A 23,774-nucleotide genomic window follows, 5' to 3' on the forward strand; every position below is an offset into this window, starting at 1 on the left:
CAGCGATGCAGACCTGCAACACAATCGCTATCAGCATCAACTCCGCGCAGGCGGAGTTTGCAGGCTGTTGCAGAGTGACTTATCCGGTTGCACTGCAACAGCATGTTCAAACCGGTTTACGGTATTCTTGACCGGTTGTATCCCGCGACTGCACGACAGTCTGAAGAGGATGACGCAAAATAGGAGGAGCTCACCCACGCGCCTTTTCCGGTACCCCCGGTGATATTTCGCATCATCCTCTATAAGAATATCTAACTATGGAGAGAACTCGATGCGACTCAATACCCTGCTTAAAACAATTCCTGCGCTGCTGCTCGGCGCTACGCTGGCCAATGCTGCGCTGGCTGCCGACGTCAAGCTCGGCCTGGCTGCCGCACTGACTGGTCCGGCTGCCAAATATGGCGTCGCCATCAAGAACGGCTTCACACTGGCTGCCGATGAAATCAACGCCAAGGGCGGCGTCAATGGCGACAAACTGGTTCTGGTCGCCGAAGACGAACAAGGCAAAAAAGAAGAAGCGATCAACGTCTTCAAGAAACTGATTTTCCAGGACAAGGTGCTGATGGTATTCGGACCGACCTTGTCGAACTCGGCATTTGCTGCTGACCCGATTGCCAACGCTGCCAAGGTCGTAGTGTTCGGCACTAGCAACACAGCTGACGGCATTACTGCCATGGGCCCGTTCACCTTCCGTAACTCGGTCATGGAAGCCGACGTGCTGCCAGTCACCGTCAAGGCCGCAGTGAAGCACTTCGGTATCAAAAAAGTCGCCGTGATTTACGGTAATGACGATGCCTTCACCAAGTCTGGCTACGATGTCTTCAAGGCCACGCTGGAACAACAAAAGATTCCGACCACCACCACCGAAGCTTATGCCAAGGGTGACGTCGACTTCAAGGCTCAGCTGACCAAGATCAAGGCTGGCAATCCTGACGCCATCGTCTGCTCCTGCCTGGCTGAAGAAGCTGCCAACATCATTTTGCAAACCCGCGCACTTGGCATGAAGCAACCGTTCATCGGCGGTAATGGCCTGAACTCGCCAAAGCTGTTTGATATTGCCAAGGATGCCGGCGACAACACCTTGATGGGCAGTCCATGGTCCGCTGAAAACGGCACACCAGTGAACAAGGCTTTCATTGCAGCCTACAAGGCCAAGTTCGGTACCGATCCGGATCAGTTCGCTGCACAAGCCTATGACGCGATGCATATCGTTGCGGCCGCGCTCAAGAACGTCAAGCTCAGCGGCGCGCTGCCCAAGGATCGTGATGCACTGCGTCTGGCGCTGCCAGGTGTGAAGATCGAGGGTGCCACCGGTGCCTTTGAATTCCGTCCGGCACCGGCGGTAGCTGGCAAGCAGGTCGGTTTCGATGCGCAGCAGGAAGCCATCGTCAATATCGCCAAGGGCGGCAAGTTTGTCCTGCTGAAGTAATCATCACCCGCTGCAGCTGCTTCTACGTCGTCGAAGCAGGGAGAGAAACACAAGCAGCGCCTGGACTCCGGTTGATTTTCCGGAGTCCTTTTATTTGCTCCGATGCGTGCAGTGCTGGTCGTACGGCAATTGCAGAGTGTCAGCGTAAATCTGACGCGAGCCCATCATTATTGGCAGGTCCCATGTTAGAACAACAACTTATCAACGCCCTTTCACTGGGTAGCGTCTATGCGCTCTTTGCGCTGGGCTTCACGCTGGTCTTCGGCGTGCTCGGTGTCATCAATCTGTCGCACGGCGCAATCTTCATGCTGGGTAGCTATGCTGCCCTGCTACTGGTCCAACAACTGGCACTGCCGCTCTGGCTAGCCATGCTGGCCGCCATGGTGGTTACTGGCCTGATTGGTCTGATCGTCGACATTCTGGTCCTCAAGCCACTGCGCAAACGCAATGCGCCCCACCTGATTCCGATGATTGCCACTATTGGCGTGGCGATCATGCTGACCAATCTGGCGCAAGGCCTGTTTGGTGCCGAGAACCAGCGCTTCCCGGTCGGTACCATTCCCGAGGATAGCGTCACCTTCGGCAATCTGCATGTGACTGCGGTACAGATTGGCATCGTGATCATCGCTTTCGTGCTGATGCTGGTGCTGCTGACCATCATGCGCCGTACCCAACTGGGCCGTGCACTGCGCGCGATTGCCGAGTCGCCCAAGGCAGCTTATCTGCTGGGTATCAACGTCGAAGGCCTGTTCTATCTGACTTCGTTTGCCGCCGCCGCCCTGGGTGGTGCCGCTGGAGTGCTGGTTGGTCTCTCATTCAATGCGATTTCGCCGTTCATGGGCCAGCCGATGCTGCACAAGGGCATTGCCGTGATCATTCTGGGCGGCATGGGCGATATTCGTGGCGCCATGATCGGTGGGCTGTTTCTGGGCTTTGCCGAGGTGCTCACGGTGGCCTACATTTCGAGCGACTTCCGCGATGCGGTGGCGTTCGGCTTACTGTTTTTGATTTTGCTCGTCAGGCCTTCAGGCATGTTTGGCAAAGTGCTGGAAAGAAAGGCTTGATGTCATGATGTTACCCCTGTCATTGATGGACTGGTGGGATGGATTCTGGGCGACGTATAACACCGTCATCTTCGGTGTCGGCGTCAACGCCATGCTGGCCCTGTCGATCTATGTCACCTTGTCGTGCGGCCTGCTGTCGCTGGCCAATGCTGCCTTCATGGGCATCGGTGCTTATGTTGCGGCGCTGATGACCATGCAGGCCGACCTGCCATTCTCGCTGGCGCTGACTGCCGGTGGCGTGCTGCCGGCACTGGTAGCGCTGATCATCGGCATTCCCACCCTGCGCCTGTCGGGTGTCTATCTGGCCATGGCGACGTTAGGCTTTGGTGAAGTCGTGCGGGTCGTAGTGCTGAACCTGGAGATCACCGGTGGCCCGATGGGGCTCAATGGCGTACCACCCGTTACCGAGTGGTGGCATATTGTGTTGCTGCTGGCGCTGACCATCTACATTCTGGCACGCCTGCGTCGCTCCAAGATCGGGCGCGCCTTCGAAGCCATCAAGGAAGATGAAGTTGCGGCCCGTCTCATGGGCGTCAATGTGGCTGGTTACAAACTGCTGGCCTTCGTGATTGGCGCTGCCATCGCTGGCGTCGCCGGTGCGCTCAATGCCCATTACACCTTCACCATCGGCCCCAACAACTATGGCTTTGAAAACGCGGTCGACATTCTGACCATGGCCGTCTTCGGTGGTACCGCCAATCTGGTCGGCCCGGTACTGGGTGCCAGCATTTTGTCGCTGCTGCCGGAACTGTTACGCCAGTTCCAGCACTTCCGCCTGGCGATCAACGGTCTGATCCTGATTCTGGTGGTGCTGTATCTGCCAAAGGGCATCTGGGACCCACGCCGCATCCGACAATTCCTGCAACGCCGCGATGGCGCACAGACAGCTAGCAAGAAGGTGAATTGATGCTTTTACAATTCAACGATATCAGCAAGAACTTTGGCGGCCTGCAAGTATTGCAGGGTGTTCAGTTCCATGTACCGCAAGGTGGCATCTTTGGTCTGATCGGCCCCAACGGTGCCGGCAAGACGACCGTCTTCAATCTGATCACCGGCTTGCTGCGCGCCTCCTCGGGCAAGATCATTTTTGATGGCGAAGACATCGGCAACGTAGCTCCGCACAAGATCACCGAACGTGGCATTGCCCGCACCTTCCAGAATATCCGCGTGTTCAAGGAAATGACCTTGCTCGAAAACGTCGTGGTTGGCATGCATGAGCATCTCGACTATGGCGTGGCTGGCCTGCTGCTGAACCTTGGCGGTTACCGCCGCATCGAGAAGCAGGCCCGAGAGCGCGCGCTGGAATTGCTGTCGTGGGTGAAACTCGACCACAAGGCAGAGATGCTGGCCGACAGTCTGTCCTATGGCGAACAGCGCAAGCTGGAGTTTGCCCGTGCGCTGGCAACCAAGCCTAAGCTGTTGCTGCTCGACGAACCGGTCGCTGGCATGAATCCGTCGGAAAAGAGCGAACTGATGGCGGAAATCATCAATATCAAGGAACGCGGCTTTTCGATTTTCATGATTGAACACGACATGCGTTTCGTCATGGGACTGTGCGACCGTATCGCCGTACTGAACTTTGGCCGCATCATCGCCGAAGGCACGCCAGACCAGATCAAGAACAATCAGGAAGTGATCGAGGCTTACCTCGGCAAGGAAGAAGCATGAGTGAGCAGGCAGCAAGTACAGCAAATAATAAGGAAATCCTGCGGATTGACGATCTGGCTGTCTCGTATGGCCATATCGAAGCTGTCAAAGGCATCAATCTAAGCCTTAAACAAGGCGAAATCACGGCGCTGGTCGGTGCCAACGGTGCCGGCAAAAGCACCGCGCTGCTGGCGATCTCGGGGCTGGTCAAGGCGAGCCGGGGCAAGGTGCTGTTTAACGGTGAAGATCTGATCCAGTGGTCACCGCATCGCATCGTCGCCGGTGGTGTCGTTCAGGTCGCCGAAGGTCGCGCTACGCTGACCACGCTGACCATCGAAGAGAATCTGGCACTGGGCGCCTACACCCGCAAGGACAAGGCTGGCGTGGCACGCGATCTGGAATGGGTCTACTCGTTGTTCCCGGTGCTCAAGCAGCGCGCCAGCGGTCTGGCCGGCAATCTGTCGGGCGGTGAGCAGCAGATGCTGGCGATCGGCCGGGCCTTGATGGCACAACCCAAGGTCTTGTTGCTGGATGAACCCTCGATGGGCCTGGCGCCATTGATCATTCAGGAAATCTTCCGGATCGTGCAAGAGATCAACAAGACCGGCATGACAGTCCTGCTGGTTGAGCAGAATGTGCGGCAGGCGCTGCGTATTGCGCAACGCGGCTATGTCCTGGAAACCGGCAAGATCGTGCTGGAAGACAGCGGTGCCAACCTGTTGCATAACCCCAAGGTGGTGGAAGCCTATCTGGGTGGGTAACACCATGGCTTGCGCCAAGAAAACAGCGGCCTGGTGCCGCTGTTTTTACGTCTGCAGATCATCTTGCCTCTGTCAGGAAATCTTGAAACACCGCACAAGATCGTAAGATGTTTTACCATCCTTGCTCCGACTCTCTGTTCAACCGTATTTTTAGCGATAACGCATGCCGACATTCACTACATCCCTGGTCTGGTTCCGCCGTGATTTGCGCCTCAGCGATCATGCCGCCCTGTATTACGCGCTGTCCCAGAGCAAGCAGGTCCATTGTGTATTCATCTTTGACCGCGAGATTCTGGATCCCTTGCTGGCTGAAGGCTTGCAGGCAGACCGCCGGGTGGATTTCATTCACGCCGCTATCGCTGAACTGGACGGTGCGCTGCGGGCCGCAGGTGGTGCGCTGATCGTGCGCCATGCCTGGGCCAACGAGGAAATTCCCGCTCTGGCCAGGCAGCTCGGTGTCGATGCCGTATTTGCCAATCACGACTATGAACCGGGTGCGCTGGCGCGCGATGCCTCCGTTGCTGCCGCCTTGCGCCAGCAGGGCCAGCAATTGCTGACCTACAAGGATCAGGTGATCTTTGAAAAAGAGGAAGTCTTATCACAGGCGGGACGCCCATTCTCGGTCTTCACACCCTACAAGAATGCGTGGATGAACAAGCTCGCCGGTCCTGATGGCGACTTCTATCTGAAGGCCTATCCGGTTGAGCAGTATCTGGAGCGACTGGCGGCACCATCACCGCTGGCGACAGCACTACCAACGCTGGAAGCACTGGGCTTTGCGCCGACCAATTTACAGTCGCTGCGCATTCCGACCGGCATGTCCGGTGCCAGTCGGTTACTGGAAGACTTTTTGCCACGCTTGAGCCGCTACGGCGACAGCCGCGATTTCCCGGCCCAGAAAGGGCCTTCCTATTTATCGGTACATCTGCGCTTTGGTACCATTGCCATCCGCGCGCTGGCACGTGCGGCACAGGCCGCGATCCGTGCCGGGCAAGGTGGTAGTGGTGCAGCGGTCTGGCTGGGAGAACTGATCTGGCGCGATTTTTATTTCATGATCCTGCATCACCATCCGCGGGTGGTAGAGCAATCCTTCAAGCCCGCATACGATGCCATCGTTTGGGAAACCGACGCCCGTGCCGAGCAAGACTTCGCCGCCTGGTGCCAGGGCTGCACTGGCTATCCACTAGTCGACGCCGCCATGCTGCAACTGAATCAGAGCGGCTACATGCACAATCGGCTGCGCATGGTGACTGCCAGTTTTCTGACCAAGGATCTGGGGCTGGACTGGCGCTGGGGCGAGCGTTACTTTGCACAACAGTTGAATGACTTCGATCTGGCTGCCAACAATGGCGGCTGGCAATGGGCATCCTCCTCGGGCTGCGATGCCCAACCCTATTTTCGGATCTTCAATCCGATCACCCAATCCGAAAAGTTCGATGCCGACGGAAAGTTCATCCGCCGCTATCTGCCGCAACTGGCACGCCTACCGAATAAATATCTGCACGCCCCCTGGCTAGCGCCACGCGAGGTGCTCATCGATGCTGGCGTGACACTAGGAGAAAATTACCCGCACCCTGTCATCGATCATGCTGATGCCAGGATGCGAACCTTGGCGCGTTACGCGGTGGTCAAGCAGGCATAAGCTGGCGTGCGCTGATCAAAACATCCAGTTGAAATGCGCAGTCAGACCATTCTGCCTTGTGTTGCTGCCAAATATCCCGCTATAGGATATGCCCAAGGTCATCCTCGGGAGCGGGTGCATGGAGGCAGACAAGCCAAGTACGACACTATCTTTGGCCAGCGGCACACCGGCTACCGTGAAGTCGCTGCTACCCGAAAAATTCTGCGTCGTTTGCGGTACCGTATCGCCAAATGCATGTTGCCAGCCCAAGGTACCACCGAGCTTGACAGGCGTATTCTGGACCTCAATGTCGTGATCGGCGCGCAGCCCCAGCGTGGTAAAACTGGTCGTGGTGTTTTGGCTACCTGCACTTAGCGCTGCCGCATTGCCACTTTCCTGATAAGACTGGGTCGCCAGATTGACCATAGCAAGATTAAAGAAAGGCTCCAGCAGCGTGTTTTGCCAGTGGAAAGGCAATCCCAATTCAGCAGCGGCCTGCAGCGTACCGGCACTATAGTCAGCACTCAGGTTATTGCCGTAACCCAACAGACTGACCTGGCGAGTGCTGCTAATGTTATTCCAGGTGTAGGACACACTGGTGCGGAACAAGACATCTTGCCATTGAGTACCGGCATAGAATCCCACATGGTAATTATCGCTCTTGCTACTGGAATCGCGCTCATCCACCTCGACCGAGCTGGAACTATAGCCACCGTAGACGCCAAGTATCCAGTTATCTACCGGGATATCCGAACCGATCAATACCCCAGTGGTGTCACTGCTAAGGCTGGCCGCATTGCCATCGCCGTCCACACTGCCCCAGGTACCAAAGGGCTGCACCCAGAACAGATGATCGCGGGTATCGCTGGCCACGACCTCACCTTCTTCGTTGTAGGTTTTCATATCACTGTCGGCACCGCCAAAAGCCGCGCGCAGACGATCATTGGCGGCATCACGGATGAAGTGACTATCGGCAATCTGTGCCGTTTTAGTCGAGGCATGAACTTCGCCTGATAATTGATTGAGAGCCCGGTTGAGCGTCGTCAGATCACCCGATAGCACCACAATCCGATCAATCAGGATATTGTCAGTACCAAGACTATCGAGTGCTCCTCCGGTGGCTGCGGCATTCGGCGTGCTGCCCAGCGATTTGATTGGAATATCGTCGCGGCTCAAGCTGAGATAGACGCTTTTGGAATCGTAACTGACCGTGTAGTCGATCAAGGAAAAAGGACTATCCTCAACGACGAATTGGCCAGTAACACCATCAGCCGTGCTCAAAATAGTGTATTTCTGGAACCGGAAATTGCTCGGATTCAGGATGTTGATATCCAGGTTGCCACCTGTGAGAGTCGCGGTGCCGCCGACCGAGAGCAGGTCTGCACCTACCGGACCATCTACATTCACCTGATAGGTACCGCCAGCGGCAAAAGTGGCATTGCCCCTGACCGTCAGTGTGTGCAGCGTGCCGGGCTGAGGTGTACCGGTCAGTAACAGATGACTGCCATTTTGAATAACAAGATTACCACCGAGGGTACCGCCCGCATTCAATTGACCTTCATTGATACTCAGTGTCCCGGTGTAACTGCTGGCGCCATTGGAGAGCGTGAGTGTGCCTGCTCCGATCTTGTCCAGCTCCCCGCTACCACTGATCGTGTTGTCGATGCCAAGCACAGTGCCGGTATCGATATCCAGTGTGCCGCCTGCTGCTTGCACCACCATGCTGCGTGTTGTGTTGAAGCTTTGCGTTGTCTCCAGCGTACCGCCATTAAAAGTCAGCGCACCGCTCAGAGCGCCCAGATTGGCATCTTGCGATATCTGCAAAATGCCTGCATCAATGGTCGTGCCACCGGTGTAAGTATTGGCTGCAGAAAGCACCAGCAGTCCAGGGCCAGCCTTGACCAGACTTTCGCCATCCCAACCAGAGATGAAAGCCCCAGCTTCATTCCCCAAAAGAATGTCGACATTAAAAGCGGTACCCGCATTCAATGTAAAAGTACCGGTCGCTGTCGCATCCGAACTATCGGTCCATGCCAGCTTAAGGCCGATACTGTAATCTTGGCCACTACGGGTGACAGACCCTTCTGAGACCAGATAGTCCAGTCCTGAAACAGATACGCCCGCGTCCGCCGACAAGCTCCCAGTAATGCCATCAACGGTCGTGATCAAGGTATATATCTTGCCCGGCTGCGCGACGGCACTGGCGGTGGTAATACCATCTACAGATGGAGTGAATCCAGAAAAATACAAAGTTCCGTTCAGAACAGCACTTTGCGCCTGAATCGCTGGAGCAATGCCAACGCTGGTAATCAGTGTGCTACCTGATTGCAGGTCAAAGACGTTGTTAACATTGAGCGCAACACCCCCGGTTGCCGGAGCTAGCGTAGTGCTGGCTCCACTGGCGGTCGTATAGCTACCATTGACATTTATCGCCCCTGTCACATTCAGATTACCGCCAGACACATTGACGGCACCAACAGTATTGCCAAAGTTGCTCAGGGTAAGACTGCCTGCTCCTGTCTTGAAAAGAGCACTTGTGCTGCTTCCGATAATGGAACCACTAAAGCTGGTATTGGTAACATTGGTTTCAGTCAATGTCGCATCACCCAATACTATGCTGCCTGCACCACTGAGTTGCTGAACAATTTGGTTGTTGCTAGCCAGGCTCAGGTCGGCCCCCGCTGCGACATTAACGGCAGTGCTTTGAGCAAAGATATTCGCGCTACCTGCCAATATGGTACCTGCCATGATATTGGTAGTACCAGAGTAGCTATTCGAACTGTTGAGAGTGAGTATGCCGTCTCCAAGTTTGCTAACGCTACCTGAGCCGGAAATGACACCGTTGTAGGTGACATCATCGCTACGGTTAAACGTGAGCTGACCATTGTCGGTGATATTGCCGACGACACTGCCACCCTCACCACCATTACCTAGTTGCAGGGTCCCTGCAGAGATGGTCGTAGTTCCGCTGTACGTGTTGTTACCGGTCAGCGTGAGCACGTTCGTACCCATTTTGGTCACATTACCGGCCCCGGAAATCACGCTCGTATAGGTAAAATCATCGCTACGGTTAAACGTCAGCTGAGCATTGTCTTCGATATTGCCGATAATACTGCCGCTATTGCTGCCATTGCCTATTTGCAGTGTACCGGCATTGATGGTGGTGCCTCCGCTGTAGGTATTGTTACCCGCCAGAATCAAAGTGCCTGCACCCGTTTTGGTCAGTACACCCTCAGCCCCAGGAGTGCTATCGGTGATACCTTGCGTAATCGTCAAAGTAGCATCTGGGTCGATCTGTATGGTTCCACCATTTGCGGTCAGGCTGACCGCACGCACAGTCGAGGCTTCCGGTCCGTTGTACTCAAGCGTGCCGCCATTGAAGGTCAGTGAACTGGTACTGCCATTGCCTATGGACGTCAATTGGCCAATCACCAGTGTCCCGCCTGTGAGGGTCCAATTCATGGCATTCGACGTTGTATTATTCAGCGTCCAAATGCTAGTACCGGTTTTTTCATAATTGAGAAATCCCTGGTACTCGACACCAATCCCGGAAATGTCAAAAGCAGCGTTAGTGGCTCCCCCCAGCACCAGCACATTCGTGTTGCTGGAAGAAACAACGTTACCGTTAAAATTAAACCCTGCGTTCAATTCCAGTTGATTATTGCTCCCCCCCAGATTCACCGCATTGGCGCGTGTACCATTGCCAGTACCTCCAGCAATGGTTCCTGCATTAATAATCGTATTGCCATTACCAGTGACGACAAGAGCAACACCACCAGTAGTGGTCGCCGTACCGCTACCGCCCTGCAGCACACCACCAGTCTGATTATTGACTATATTGTTAGCACTATCGATCAGAACAGCACTCTTGCCGTTGCCGATCAGGGTTCCAGAAGTAGTAGAAGTCGTCGTTGTGCCGTTGCCACCTAGCACCAGACCTGCATTGTTCAGCGTCGAACCGCCGCCATTGGTTAGATGAATAGCCGCATCAGTTGAACTTGATAGCGAGGAATCTGCATTCCTGATGGTGCCACCTAACTGATTATTGATGATGGTGCCATTGGTTTCGATACCGTAACTTCCACTTTCGAAACTATAGGCCGTTACACCAGCACTAATCGTTCCCGCATTATTAATCGTGCCACCATTGCTCAATACCCCATCACCATCAGAACGTACCGCCCCGCCACCGCCCGTGATGCTTGCTCCAGCCGCATTGTTCAAAGTACCACCATCGTACAAAAATACACCTACGCCACCAGCACCACCACCTTGCAGGTTATGATCAACACCTGAAGTTCCCCCATTTCCCCCAACGATACTGGCACCGGTATTATTTTCAATCGTACCGCCATTCACCACGACCAGACCCGCGCCGCCTCCGCCTGCAGAACCTAAGGCATCACCCCCATTACCACCCTGGATGATGGAATTATTAGTGACCGTCACAGCGGTGGCTGTGACGACCAAACCAGCCCCGCCACCGCCACCGCCACCGCCTGTGGTGGTGGTCACAGTACCGCCATCGGTCGCTATTTTAGGATCACTGACAACGACCGTGTTGCTATTATCGACAGTACCGACCCCGCCATTTCCGCCGGCACCATTTGCCGCGGTGCCACTCCCGCCGCCACCTCCACCGCCAGCACTCAAGTCAGTACCAGCAGTACCTCCAGGGCCACCATTTGGTCCCACAGAACCAGCTGTTCCAGTCGGTGTGCCTAATGTCGCGGCCGCCCCCCCTGCACCGCCAATTTGGGAAACACCTGAACCGCCGCCGCCCAAGCCTGCAGCGCCAAAACCGGGTCCTCCGACCAAGTTATTGGTCGTCCCGCCACCTACTGTAAAATTCCCAGCTGCATACGACGGAAATGGGTAACTCAGGGCAAACAGGCCACTGATGAGCAAAGGTAGTCGTGCTCGGCAAAATGGGGCGTTACGAAAATATGCCAGGGGCGAGCATAAAAGCGGATATCGCCTCACTCGGGAGAAATTCTTTTTCATCAACAAGCTCCTGAACATAGTTGTTAAAAACTACTGGAATGCTTGCATCATAAAAAGGCTTCCTGTCAGCGGAACTGAAACTCCTTTCCCAGACTGCACAGCGTGTGTGATGGCATACAGTTTTCTTCTTGTGACTTCTGAACAAGACGCAACAAACGGCATAAAACCACCTGGAGTGATGGGCTTGACTGACTGCTCCTGCTAAGCATTGCATCACGCATGTCGACTAAAAAAAATGCCGCTCAGCACCAAGCTGAGCGGCATTCTTCCTGAATCTACGTATATGTTGAGAGTGGCCCTGATCGATCAATGACGGGAGTGGTGTGGTCACTCCATGGCTTTAAATCCATGAGTAACGGGCACAGTCCGCTGCCGGACCATGACTTCACACTAAAATCGCTAACAGGTTTTTAGTGCTGGCTGTTCGATATCTTTGGATAAACCTTCACCAACAAGATCTTTGCTCCCCTCATCTTTTCAACGACGATATCGAAAGCTTCAAAGATCACCTTCTGGCCTTCCTGAGGTATCTCGCCCAATTGCGCCATGACCAGTCCACCGACCGAATCGACAGTCTCGTCGCATTCAAGATCAGTGGCCAGCATGTGTTCCAGAGTCGCGATCGGCAAACTCCCCTTGCCAAGCAATGTGCCATCGCTTTGCCAGGTCCATTCATTGCTGGTGTGACGGAACTCGTCCCGAATCTCCCCCACCAGGACGCTCAAGAGATTATCCAGTGTCACAAACCCGAGCGGTGGCTGGCCTGCCCGGCCAATCACCGCAAAATGGGGTGCGCCAGCCTTGAAGTGCCGCAATAATTCCTGCGCCGGCATGCTCGGCGCAATCACCTGCACTGGCCGCAGGTAGCTGCTCAGCGCGGCAACCGGCTTGCCATCCTGCTGGGCAATGAAGACATCCTTGAGATGCAACAATCCAAGCACTTGCTGGTGCTCGGCATCAAAGTAAGGATAGCGGCTGAAGCTGTTGCGATAAATGATGTCGAAATTCTGCGCCTGGGTATTGCCAGCGCTCAGTCCCACCATCTCGTGCGCAGGACGCATCAGATCGGAGACCTTGAGTTCACCAAAGTCCAGCGAGTGTGCCAGCAGATTCCATTCGCGCTGAGTAAATCCGGTGCCGCTACCACTGCCCTGCTCGCTCATGGCATGACTGGCACCACTGCGCAAGATCAGCTTGAGCTCCTCTGACGAATAATGGGCGTCATGTGCAACTGCCCGACCCAGCCCGGTCACGCGTAAAACCCAGTTGGCGCTTCTGTTGAGAAGCCAGATCGCGGGAAACATCATCCAGTAAAAAACATATAACAGGGGTGCGCACCACAATCCAATGTGCTCCGGGCTGCGAATGGCCATCGATTTCGGGGCCAGCTCACCGACGACGATATGCAGGAAGGAAATAAGGCAAAAGGCCAGAATGAAGGATGCGCCATGGATGACTTCCGGCGAGACCACGCCGAGCAAGCCAAACATGGGTTCCAGCAAGCTGGCAAAGGCAGGCTCGCCAATCCAGCCAAGCCCCAGCGACGCCAGCGTGATACCAAGCTGACAAGCCGACAGATAGGCATCAAGCTGCTCGTGTACGATTGCCAGGATACGTCCACGCATACCTTGTGTTTTGACAATGGCCCGGATGCGGGTCTGGCGCAGCTTCACCAGACCGAACTCGGCAGCCACAAAGAAACCGTTCAACGCGACCAGAAAAAGGGCCACGACGATCAGCAAAAAGTTTTCCAACGGTCATCCTATGGGGTGTTGAGGAGAGGTGCTACAGGCAGTATTTTACATGCCAGCGCCGGTACACAACATCGCGCCTCTGACACCGCAGAAAATTCAACGGAACAAGCCCGGCGCAATAAACCGCAAACCCAATACAAAGTAGGCCTCCTGGGTATCACGACCGAAGCGGTTGCCATAGGTGAGATCAAGCTCCAGTTGCTCAGGAATCAAGGTGTGACGTACGCCTGCCTGATAGGATGGCCGCCCCTTGTTTTCGCCAAAAACTTCGGCGATGAATGAGGATTTTTCGAACAAGCGGGTCTCATTGCCCACACCCCAGGTCAGACTGGTGGTGTGATCTTTCTTACTCTGACTGACACCCAGATTGGTATGCAGCAGGATGTCATTATCACGGAAAGAGCTTGTGGTGAGCAGCTTGGCATAATAGTTCCAGTCCGCTTGTCTGGCGCTATCGCTCTCTGTCATGCCTTCGGTGATCCGTTCGGCACCGGCCAGCATGCCGATCGCAGTGACGTCACTGGACAGCTCGCGTAATACCGTCTTGCCCTGGAACTGACTGGCGGCCAGATAGGTACCACTGAGATCGCGCTGCCATGCACCAGCCCATGAAAATTCAACATGTTCGTTAGGACTACAGGCGGGGCTGAACCAACGCTCCGTCCCCGTGTGATTGAACTGCGCCCAACTCTCCAGCTGGCAGGTATCTGCTTCCAGGATTTGCGCATCATCGACATTCATGCCACCCGCAGCATATGCTCCCTGTACACCGAAGGCCGCGTGGAGCAGCATAGTGCCGATCAAAATACGTAGCGTCTTCAGCACTGCCTGCCCTATCATTGTCTGCGTGATATGTGCCACCAACTTCCCCATTATCTGCCTCATTTGCTTCCCCTTTTTAAGATGTAAACCGATGTCTTCAAGCGATATCGCTCAGCATCTGAGCTGATGCTAGCACCGTGCTCATCAACGAGACCCTCACAAACCGCCCCTACTGAAAAGATTGATTTTTTCAGACTTGTGAGTAGGTGGCTGGTTCATTGTTGCCGGTCATTGACGTTTTGTATTTACGTTTTATTTATCGGCGCAGGTCAAAGTTTTATAAGGAATCAATGTCGCGTTCTCTACAGTGTGCCCCTCGTTAATCAACATAGTGGAGTACCAGAACATGACATCCGGATCGTTTCACCTGAAGACACTCGCTAGCGCTGCAGTTGCCGCATTGTTGTTGCAGGCACTGCCCGCGAGTGCGCAGGAAACCAATGCGACCGAACCAGCAACAGCACCCGCTGCAGATGCGGCCGCGCCTGCGGCAACTCCTGCCGCAACACCTCCGACTGCGCCAGCACCTGCATTCACCGCCACTGCCAATGTAGGACTGTTCACCCAGTATGTGTTCCGAGGTCTGACCCAGACCAATGAAAAGCCTGCGCTGCAAGGCGGCTTCGACGTTTCGCATGAAAGTGGTCTGTATGCCGGCGTCTGGGGTTCGAACATCAGCTGGATCAGCGATGCCACACCGGGTGCCTCAGCCAGCCTGGAGGCCGATCTGTATGGTGGTTACAAATATGCCGTGACCGATACCATCACCACCGATATCGGCTTCCTGCATTACGCCTATCCAGGCGACATGCCAGCCGGTTCAACCTCGGCCAATACCAATGAAGTCTATGTCGGCGTCGACGCCAAATGGATTTCTCTGCGCTATTCCTATAGCCTGGGCGACACCTTCGGTGCAGCCAATACCCGTGGCACCAGCTATACCGATCTGACCTTGAGCCATGATCTGTTCGCAGGCATTAGCGGGGTTGCCCATATTGGTCGCCAGGCTTACACCGGAAGCAACTCTGGCAACTTGTCCTATACCGACTGGAAGCTGGGCGTGTCGCGTGACTTTTCTGGTTATGTGGTGGGTGCGTTCTACACTGACACCACTGCCAAGAATGCAGGTTACTTTGTCGATGGCAAAAACCTCGGCCGCAGCCACGTTGTGCTGTCGGTCTCACACACGATGTAAGCCATCGGCTACGACGGCAGCTTGAAGAAAGTCACTGCGTGGCGCAATGCATTTTCCTGAGCACTGACTTCTTCCGCTGTCGCCACCAGTTCTTCTGCACAGCAGATCCGGTGATATTGTCAAGAGTCGACTGTTTCAGCCAGGCTCGACGTTGGCGACCCGGTAGCCAACCCCGATTTCAGTCAACAGGTATTGCGGCTGGGTCGAATCCTGTTCCAGTTTCTGACGCAGTCGTTGCATGTAAATGCGCAGGTAATGATGATCATCGGTATGACTCGGGCCCCAGCCGGCGACCAGCAACTGACGATGGGTGATGACACGCCCGGCATCGCGTAGCAAGGTTGCCAGCAGACGATGCTCGATTTGTGTCAAATGCACTGGCTGACCATTTTTGGTAACGCTGCGTGCCGGCAGATCGATAAACAGCTCACCCATACGGAACCGTCCTGACGCCGCGCCTGACTGGCTGCGACGACGCAACTGGACGCGAATACGCGCCAACAGTTCCGGTACCCCAAATGGCTTGATCAGAAAATCGTCAGCACCAGCATTCAGGGCCTCCACCTTCTCTGCCTCCTGCGTGCGTGCCGACAACACCACAATCGGTATGTCACTCCATAAGCGGATGTCAGCGATCACCTGCTTGCCATCCATATCGGGTAAGCCGAGATCCAGAATCACCAGATCCGGCTTACGGGTACCCGCCTCGACCATGCCTTCACGCGCCGTGCGCGCCTCATGGACAATGAAGCCCTCCTGTTCCAGCGCACCGCGTACCAGCTTGCGGATGTGGGCGTCATCTTCGACGAAAACGATGTTACCTGCGTGATCAAGCATGATGTTTAATCTTCCTCCGGCAATGCGGGTGTTTTTTCCAGTGGCAAGGTGAATCGGACATGCGCTCCGGGACGCTGCGCATCATTGGGTAAGGCGCGAATGGTACCGCCATGCGCCTCTACAATAGCGCGACAGATCGCCAGGCCCAGGCCAACGCCGGGCGTGCTGGACTCACTGTCGCCACGGGTGAATTTCTCGAAAACCCGTTCCTCCATGCCGGGAGGAAAGCCAGGGCCATGATCAATGACGTCAATATCGAGCGTGCCGGGATAACCTGGTACGGCGTGTGCCTCGATCAGAATCGGTTGATTCCCCGGTGAATATTTGACCGCGTTTTCGATCAGGTTGGCAAATACACGTTCCAGTAATACCGCATCAAATCTGACCAATGGCAGATCGACGGGAAGGTGCACTTCCACTTTGCGTTCACCGAGCGTCTTTTGCAGCAAGCGCAAGGCAGTACCGACCACTTCTTCAATCGCGTTCCACTGGCGGTTCAGCGTCACCCCGCCAGACTGCAGACGTGCCATGTCGAGCATGTTCTCGACCAGTCCGGACATGCGCTGCGATTGCTCACTGATGACCTGTGCCATCGCGCGTTCGTCAGGACCCAGCGATGGATGACTAGCCAGTGCATCTGCACTGCCGACCAGCGAGGTCAGCGGGGTACGCAAATCATGCGAAATCGCCGATAACAAGGAATTACGCAAGCGCTCCGACTCCATTGTCAACAAGGCATCCTGCGCCACCTCGGCGTAATGTAGACGCTCGACAGCCATGGCAATCTGCGATGCAAAGATTTCCAGCATCTGCCGATTTTCGGGTAGCGCCAGTTGCGTATTGCGACCTGCTGCATTGTTGTCGTCGCTGATGAATGCCAGCACGCCGCGGGTACGCATGGTCGCGTTGAGCGGCAGATACAATGCCTCCGCCGCTGGCAGTGTCGCGGTGCCGCTACCGGCAGGCTGACCATTGTCATAAACCCATTGGGCCACGCCCAGATCCACTTCATCGAGGGTATGGGGATCGTGTTCGTTGGGTATGGCGACCCGCACATGTTCACTGCTGTCGGGCAGCAGGAAAGCAGTTTTGGCACCAAACACGGCGCCCAGATGGCGACGGCCGATTTCCAGAATCTGCTCTAGCGTGAGCACCGCTGCCAGTTCCTTGCCCAGCATGTACAGGTTGCCGGAGCGGGTTTCCCGCAGCATGGCGACATTGGCCTGATGCCGCAGACGTGAGGCCAAGGTGCTGATGAACAGCGATGCCGCCAGCATGACCAGCAACGTCACCAGATATTGCGCATCGGATACCGAGATCGAAAAGCGCGGCTCGACAAAGAAGAAATCGAAAGCCAGTACGCTTAGCACCGAAGCCAGTGCCGAGGCCGAGCGACCATAGCGTACCGCGACAATCATGACACCAACCAGATACACCATGATGACATTGGCTGGATGCAGAAAACCAATCAGCCACCATGCCAAGGCAGTAGTGACCGCACAACTGATGCTAGCCCACAGATAACCTTGCCGACGCCGCTGACTGCCGGTCGAAAATTCACCCTGCAATGGGTCCCGTGGACCGGCTGGTTCTTCCTTGTCTTCGCGCGCGACCGCATAAACGTCAATCTCTTCGCCAAGCAAGGCAATCCGTTCGGTCAGACTGGTACGCAGCCGCTTGAACCAGTTGCGACGACGCGACTGACCAATCACCAGCTTGCCAGCATTACGGCTACGGGCGAACTGTACCAATGCCTGTGCCACATCGTCACCAGTGATGCTGGCCGTTTCTGCGCCCAGCGATTGGGCCAGTTTGAGGGTCTTCAACATGCGTTCGCGGCGCGCCAGTGTGGCCCGCGGCCAGCTTGGCGCATCCACGAATACCGCTAGCCAGTCGGCCTGTAGTTTTGCCGCCAGACGTGCCGCTGCGCGTACCAGCTTGTCTTCATCGGCGCTGGTGCCGATACCGACGACGATCCGTTCCTTGGTTTGCCATAGCTGGGCGATGGAGCGATCGGCGCGGTAGGCGCGCATGTCGGCATCGACGCGGTCGGCGGTGCGGCGCAAGGCGATTTCACGCAGCGCCAACAGATTGCCCTTGCGGAAGAAGTTGCGACTGGCCTTTTCCGCCTGTTGCGGCAGATAGACCTTGCCTTCCTTGAGACGCAGCAGTAATTCGTCAGGTGGCAAATCGACCAACGTCACTTCATCGGCATCATCAATCACATGATCGGGAATGGTTTCCTGAACCCGGATACCGGTAATCTGTCCGACCACATCGTTGAGACTTTCCAGATGCTGGACGTTGACGGTGGTATAAACGTTGATACCGGCGTGCAACAGCTCCTCGATATCTTGCCAGCGCTTGGCATGGCGTGAATCGGGAATGTTCGAATGCGCCAGTTCATCCACCAGAATCAGATACGGCTGGCGTTCCAACGCTGCATCCAGATCGAATTCAGAAAGCGCACGGCCGCGGTATTCATAGGTGCGCAATGGCAGGCGCTCCAGCCCCTGCAACATCGCCTCGGTGTCTGCCCTGCCATGGGTTTCGACGATACCGGCAACCACATCGACACCTTGCTCATGCAAGGTCTGGGCGGCCGCCAGCATGGAATAGGTCTTACCGACGCCAGCCGATGCGCCAAAGAAGATTTTCAGCCGGCCACGTGCCTGGCGGTCTTCTTCACGCATGACGCGGTCAAGCAGTTCGTCTGGATCAGGGCGATTGATCATGGTGCAGTCTATTGTAGTGGATAGGCAGAATGAGAAAAGCCGGGATCATCCCGGCCCTTCTCATTTTAACAACGCCTGGTTCAGGACTTGGCCTGTGCGTCCAGTGCCAGGTTCAACTTGAGAACGTTGACGGTTGATTCACCGAACAAGCCCCATTGCGGCCCTTCCGTCTGCGCCTTCACCAGTGAGCGCACCTTGTCTTGCGACAGGCCACGTTCCTTGGCAATACGCGCTACCTGATATTCCGCTGCCGCCGGGCTGATATGCGGATCCAGGCCACTGGCCGAGGCGGTCAGCAGATCGACCGGAATGTCCTTCTTGTGTTCCGGATCGGCTTCTACCAGCGCATCAGCGCGACCCTTGGCAGCATCACCCAGCGCCGGATTGAGCACACCGAAGTTACTGCCACCCGAGGCCAAGCCGTTGTAGGGGAAGTTACCTGCAGCCGAGATACGGCCCCAGAAATACTTCGGCAAGGTGAAGTTCTGACCGATCAGTTCAGAACCAAGCACCACATCGCCACGTTTGATCAGACTACCGTTGGCTTGCTGTGGAAAGGCGGCCTGCCCGATCAGGGTGACGACTGCCGGATAGACCAGTCCCAGTAACACCGACATCAGGATGAACAGCGACAAGGCCGGACGTAAATAAGTTTTCATGAATGACTCCTTGGTCAAAATACAATCAAGCCAGCCCGAACAGGCCAAGCAATACGTCGATCAGCTTGATACCGACAAAGGGAACCAGCAGACCACCCACACCGTAGATCAACAGATTACGGCGCAGCAGCACAGCAGCACCAAGCGCACGGTATTGCACACCACGCAATGCCAGCGGAATCAGGAACACGATCACCAGCGCATTGAAAATCACTGCCGACAGAATCGCCGAGGCTGGATTGTTCAGATGCATCACGTCCAGCGCTGCCAGTTGCGGATAGGTGGTCGCGAACATCGCCGGAATGATGGCGAAGTACTTGGCCACGTCGTTGGCAATACTGAAGGTGGTCAGGCTGCCACGGGTCATCAGCATCTGCTTGCCGATTTCCACGATCTCGATCAGCTTGGTCGGATTGGAATCCAGGTCGACCATGTTGCCGGCTTCCTTGGCGGCCTGGGTACCGGTATTCATGGCTACGGCCACGTCTGCCTGTGCCAGTGCTGGCGCATCGTTGGTACCGTCGCCGGTCATCGCCACCAGCTTGCCTTCAGCCTGATGCTGGCGGATCAGCGAGAGCTTGTTTTCTGGCGTTGCTTCGGCCAGGAAATCATCGACGCCCGCTTCGGCGGCAATCGCTGCAGCAGTCAGACGGTTATCACCGGTAATCATCACGGTCTTGATGCCCATGCGGCGCAATTCCGAGAAGCGTTCCTTGATACCACCCTTGACGATGTCCTTGAGCTCGATCACACCCAGCACGCGGAACTGATCGCCATTCTGTTCAGACACCACCAGTGGCGTACTGCCGCGACGAGCGACCACGTCAACATTGGCCGCCACATCGGCTGGCAAACCAGAACCAGCTTCCTCAGCCAGCTTGCGAATGGCTTCTGATGCACCCTTGCGGATCAAGCGATTGCCGATATCCACACCCGAAACGCGGGTCTGTGCACTGAAGGCGATGAACTGGGCATCCAGGCTGGCCATTTCGCGTTCACGCAGATTGAAACGCTTCTTGGCCAACACCACGATACTGCGACCTTCGGGTGTTTCATCAGCCAGCGATGCCAGTTGTGCCACATCGGCCAGCTCTTGCTCGCTCACGCCATTGGCAGGCAGGAAGGTCGAGGCTTGACGGTTACCCAAGGTGATGGTGCCGGTCTTGTCCAGCAACAGCACATCAACGTCACCGGCGGCTTCGACCGCACGGCCGGAAGTCGCGATCACGTTGGCTTGCATCATGCGGCTCATACCGGCCACACCGATAGCGGACAGCAAACCGCCAATCGTCGTTGGGATCAGACACACCAGTAGTGCGACCAGCGCGGTCACGGTCACCGGTGTACCGGCATGGTTGGCAGTGACGCTAAACACCGAGAACGGCAGCAGCGTCACGGTCACCAGCAGGAACACGATAGTCAGCGCGACCAGCAACAATGTCAGCGCGATCTCGTTCGGCGTCTTTTGACGCTTGGCGCTTTCGACCATGGCGATCATGCGATCGAGGAAGGCTTCGCCGGGATTAACGGTCACGCGAACAATGATCCAGTCCGACAACACGCGGGTACCACCAGTGACTGCACTGAAGTCACCACCGGATTCGCGGATCACCGGTGCCGATTCGCCCGTGATGGCGCTTTCGTCAACGGTGGCTACGCCTTCGATGACTTCACCGTCGGCCGGCACGGTATCACCCGCTTCGACCAGCACCAGATCACCCTTGCGCAGGGTACTGCCTTCGACCAGATTAGGCTTGTCGCCACGGTTGGCGCGTAGCAGCTTCTTGGCCATGACACTCTTCTTGGCGCTGCGTAACGATGCGGCCTGGGCTTTGCTGCGGCCTTCAGCCAATGCTTCGGCAAAGTTGGCGAACAAGACCGTAAACCACAACCAGATGGTGACAGCCAGGATGAAGCCGGACGGGGCTTCACCTTGGCCGTTCAGGGCTTGCAGGTACAGCAAGGTGGTCAGGATACTACCCAGGTAGACCACAAACATCACCGGATTGCGCCATTGCGCACGGGGTGACAACTTCTTGAAAGAATCGATCAGTGCCGGTTTCACGATCACCGGATCGAACATCCATTTGGTGGCAGAACTATTTGCCATTTTTTTCTCCATTTTCAGCTTTGATGCCGGTCAATTAATGCACAGCCAGCATTTGCAGATGCTCGACCACCGGACCCAGCGCCAACGCTGGAACATATGTCAATGCACCGACCAGCAATACCGCACCGATCAACAGCGCTACAAACAGCGGACCATGTGTCGGCAAGGTGCCCGAAGTTGCACTCAGACGCTTCTTGCCAGCCAGTGAGCCAGCCATCGCCAGGACCGGCACGATGATGCCGAAACGACCCAGCCACATGGCAATACCGGTGGTGATGTTGTAGTACGGTGTATTGGCATTGAGGCCTGCGAACGCACTACCGTTGTTGTTGGCGGCAGAGCTGAAGGCGTACAGAATTTCCGAGAAACCATGCGCACCCGGATTGGAAATACCTGCCAGTCCGTTCTCCACCAAGACCGAGATGGCGGTAAATACCAGCACCAGGGCAGGTGTCATCAGGATCGCGATGGACATCATCTTCATGTCAAAGACGCCAATCTTCTTGCCCAGATATTCGGGTGTACGACCGATCATCAAACCAGCAATGAACACTGCCAGCACAGCAAAGATCAACATGCCGTACAAGCCTGCACCGACGCCACCGAAGACCACTTCACCCAGCTGCATCTGCAGCATTGGTACCAAGCCGCCCATTGGCGATAACGAATCGTGCATGGCGTTGACCGCACCGCAAGAAGCTGCCGTCGTAATCGTGGCAAACAAACTCGAGGCAGTGATGCCAAAACGTGTTTCTTTACCTTCCATCATAGTGCCGGTACCTGCGACCCCATTGGTCGAGACTGCATGCAGATTGCTCATCACCGGATTAGGCTGCTGCTCGAAGTACATGAGCGTCACCGCCATGACCACAAACAGCAAGGTCATCGCTGCCAGAATCACCCAGCCCTGACGCCGGTCACCAACCAGTACACCGAAGCTGGTACACAGACCGGCTGGAATGATCAGAATCGCCAGCATCTGAATGAAGTTCGACAGTGGTGTCGGATTTTCATAAGGATGTGCCGAGTTGGCATTGAAGAAGCCGCCACCATTGGTACCAACCATCTTGATCGCTTCCTGGGAAGCGACCGGGCCCATTGGCAAAGTCTGCTTGTTGGTTTGCAGCGTTTCTGTCACAGGCTGACCCTGTGCATCCTTGAGGGGCTGACCTTGGGCATCCACCTTTGGTTGCGTATAGGTCGTGGTTTCCATGGTGGTCAGTTCCTGATACGAACTGAAATTCTGGATCACGCCCTGGCTCATCAGGATCACGGCCACGATCAGCGATAGTGGCAGCAGGATGTACATGGTCGAACGGGTCAAGTCGACCCAGAAGTTACCAATGCTCTTGCTACTGTGACGAACAAAACCACGGATCAGGGCAAATGCCACCGCAATACCGGTCGCTGCCGAGAAGAAGTTTTGTACTGCCAGTGCCAACATCTGGGTCAGGTAGCTCATGGCGCTTTCGCCCGAGTAACCTTGCCAGTTGGTGTTAGTCACAAAGCTGATTGCGGTATTGAACGAGGAATCTTCGCTCACATTGGCGATTGCTTGTGGATTCAACGGCAACCACAGTTGCAGACGTTGCAATGCATAGACCAGAAACATGCCCAGCACGTTGAACAACAACAGTGCCAGGGTGTATCGTTTCCAGCTCATGTCGGCATTCGCATCAATGCCGCAGAGACGGTAGAACAGGCGTTCGACGCCGCCGCAGACGCGATTGACGGCAGACTTGCCTTCCATCACGCGCGCCATGTACCAACCCAGTGGGAATGACAACAGCAATAGCACCACCAGGTAGAGCGCTAGCTGGGTAGTTGACTGAGTCATCAGAATGCCTCCGGTTTAATCAAGGCCACGATCAGGTAGACCAGAATGCCTACCGAAGCGGCCAGACCGATAATTTGCATGAAGCTCATTGCATATCCTCCAATTTCTTGCACCCGACGACGAATGCCCACATCAGGACACCGCACACCAGCAGGCCCCCGGCATAGATGAAATCCATGTTCCACTCCCTTGTTGATAAAGATGCTGCCGTAATGGCAGCTTGCGGAGCGAACGATAGCGCGGGCGCCGTCAAATACAGATAAAACTATCTGTCAGGGGTATAAATTTTGTGTAAACAA

Annotated in this window: 16 protein-coding genes; 7 read left to right on the forward strand and 9 right to left on the reverse strand. The window is 55.6% G+C overall.

The features are described from left to right. Window positions 1-271: 271 nt before the first annotated feature. From FHW66_RS06690 to FHW66_RS06715, 6 genes are all read left to right on the forward strand, one after another. Window positions 272-1,429, forward strand: coding sequence for an ABC transporter substrate-binding protein (locus FHW66_RS06690; protein WP_183378984.1), 1,158 nt, complete (start codon window positions 272-274; stop codon window positions 1,427-1,429). A 182-nt stretch (window positions 1,430-1,611) separates the two neighbouring features. Then, on the forward strand, window positions 1,612-2,493 hold the full coding sequence (locus FHW66_RS06695; RefSeq protein WP_183378985.1) for a branched-chain amino acid ABC transporter permease: 882 nt from the start codon (window positions 1,612-1,614) through the stop codon (window positions 2,491-2,493). Between the two features lie 25 nt (window positions 2,494-2,518). Beyond that, window positions 2,519-3,400 (forward strand): branched-chain amino acid ABC transporter permease, encoded by an 882-nt coding sequence (locus FHW66_RS06700; RefSeq protein WP_183379085.1) that lies wholly within the window; start codon window positions 2,519-2,521, stop codon window positions 3,398-3,400. After that, entirely contained in the window at window positions 3,400-4,161 is a 762-nt protein-coding gene (locus FHW66_RS06705) for an ABC transporter ATP-binding protein (RefSeq protein WP_183378986.1), read from the forward strand. The genes FHW66_RS06700 and FHW66_RS06705 overlap by 1 nt, the downstream gene beginning before the upstream one ends. Then, complete coding sequence (locus FHW66_RS06710) at window positions 4,158-4,901, forward strand: ABC transporter ATP-binding protein (RefSeq protein ID WP_183378987.1); 744 nt, start codon at window positions 4,158-4,160, stop codon at window positions 4,899-4,901. Before FHW66_RS06705 ends, FHW66_RS06710 begins: the two co-directional genes overlap by 4 nt. 163 nt (window positions 4,902-5,064) lie before the next feature. Then, a complete protein-coding gene (locus tag FHW66_RS06715) occupies window positions 5,065-6,543 on the forward strand; it encodes a deoxyribodipyrimidine photo-lyase (protein WP_183378988.1) in 1,479 nt (492 codons plus the stop codon). A gap of 15 nt (window positions 6,544-6,558) precedes the next feature. On the opposite strand, the gene FHW66_RS06720 is transcribed toward FHW66_RS06715, so the two are convergent. The 3 genes from FHW66_RS06720 to FHW66_RS06730 all read right to left on the reverse strand — a co-directional run bounded on the left by FHW66_RS06720 (window position 6,559) and on the right by FHW66_RS06730 (window position 14,153). Beyond that, window positions 6,559-11,340 (reverse strand): autotransporter domain-containing protein, encoded by a 4,782-nt coding sequence (locus tag FHW66_RS06720; RefSeq protein ID WP_183378989.1) that lies wholly within the window; start codon window positions 11,338-11,340, stop codon window positions 6,559-6,561. A gap of 596 nt (window positions 11,341-11,936) precedes the next feature. After that, window positions 11,937-13,280, reverse strand: a complete 1,344-nt coding sequence (locus FHW66_RS06725) for a hemolysin family protein (protein WP_183378990.1) — start codon at window positions 13,278-13,280, stop codon at window positions 11,937-11,939. A gap of 96 nt (window positions 13,281-13,376) precedes the next feature. After that, window positions 13,377-14,153 (reverse strand): hypothetical protein, encoded by a 777-nt coding sequence (locus tag FHW66_RS06730; protein WP_255458845.1) that lies wholly within the window; start codon window positions 14,151-14,153, stop codon window positions 13,377-13,379. Between the two features lie 295 nt (window positions 14,154-14,448). On the opposite strand from FHW66_RS06730, the gene FHW66_RS06735 reads away from it, so the two are divergent. Further along, window positions 14,449-15,297, forward strand: a complete 849-nt coding sequence (locus FHW66_RS06735; RefSeq protein WP_183378991.1) for a TorF family putative porin — start codon at window positions 14,449-14,451, stop codon at window positions 15,295-15,297. Window positions 15,298-15,432: 135 nt separating this feature from the next. Here FHW66_RS06735 and FHW66_RS06740 read toward each other — a convergent pair whose 3' ends face one another. From FHW66_RS06740 to kdpF, 6 genes are all read right to left on the reverse strand, one after another. Beyond that, window positions 15,433-16,134: a response regulator gene (locus FHW66_RS06740; protein ID WP_183378992.1), complete on the reverse strand. Its 702-nt coding sequence runs from the start codon at window positions 16,132-16,134 to the stop codon at window positions 15,433-15,435. 5 nt (window positions 16,135-16,139) lie between these two features. Next, window positions 16,140-18,869 carry a sensor histidine kinase KdpD gene (locus FHW66_RS06745; protein WP_183378993.1) on the reverse strand — a complete coding sequence of 910 codons (2,730 nt, stop codon included), beginning with the start codon at window positions 18,867-18,869 and terminating at the stop codon, window positions 16,140-16,142. A gap of 80 nt (window positions 18,870-18,949) precedes the next feature. After that, the gene (gene kdpC, locus FHW66_RS06750) at window positions 18,950-19,528 is read right to left on the reverse strand and encodes a potassium-transporting ATPase subunit KdpC (protein WP_183378994.1); all 579 of its coding nucleotides are present in this window, start codon (window positions 19,526-19,528) and stop codon (window positions 18,950-18,952) included. 25 nt (window positions 19,529-19,553) lie between these two features. After that, entirely contained in the window at window positions 19,554-21,638 is a 2,085-nt protein-coding gene (kdpB, locus tag FHW66_RS06755) for a potassium-transporting ATPase subunit KdpB (RefSeq protein WP_183378995.1), read from the reverse strand. A 34-nt stretch (window positions 21,639-21,672) separates the two neighbouring features. Further along, complete coding sequence (gene kdpA, locus FHW66_RS06760) at window positions 21,673-23,475, reverse strand: potassium-transporting ATPase subunit KdpA (RefSeq protein WP_183378996.1); 1,803 nt, start codon at window positions 23,473-23,475, stop codon at window positions 21,673-21,675. Next, the gene (gene kdpF, locus FHW66_RS06765; RefSeq protein ID WP_183378997.1) at window positions 23,475-23,564 is read right to left on the reverse strand and encodes a K(+)-transporting ATPase subunit F; all 90 of its coding nucleotides are present in this window, start codon (window positions 23,562-23,564) and stop codon (window positions 23,475-23,477) included. Before kdpF ends, kdpA begins: the two co-directional genes overlap by 1 nt. Window positions 23,565-23,774 lie beyond the last annotated feature (210 nt).

The sequence above is a fragment of the Herbaspirillum sp. Sphag64 genome (assembly GCF_014192645.1).
GTDB lineage: Bacteria > Pseudomonadota > Gammaproteobacteria > Burkholderiales > Burkholderiaceae_D > Herbaspirillum.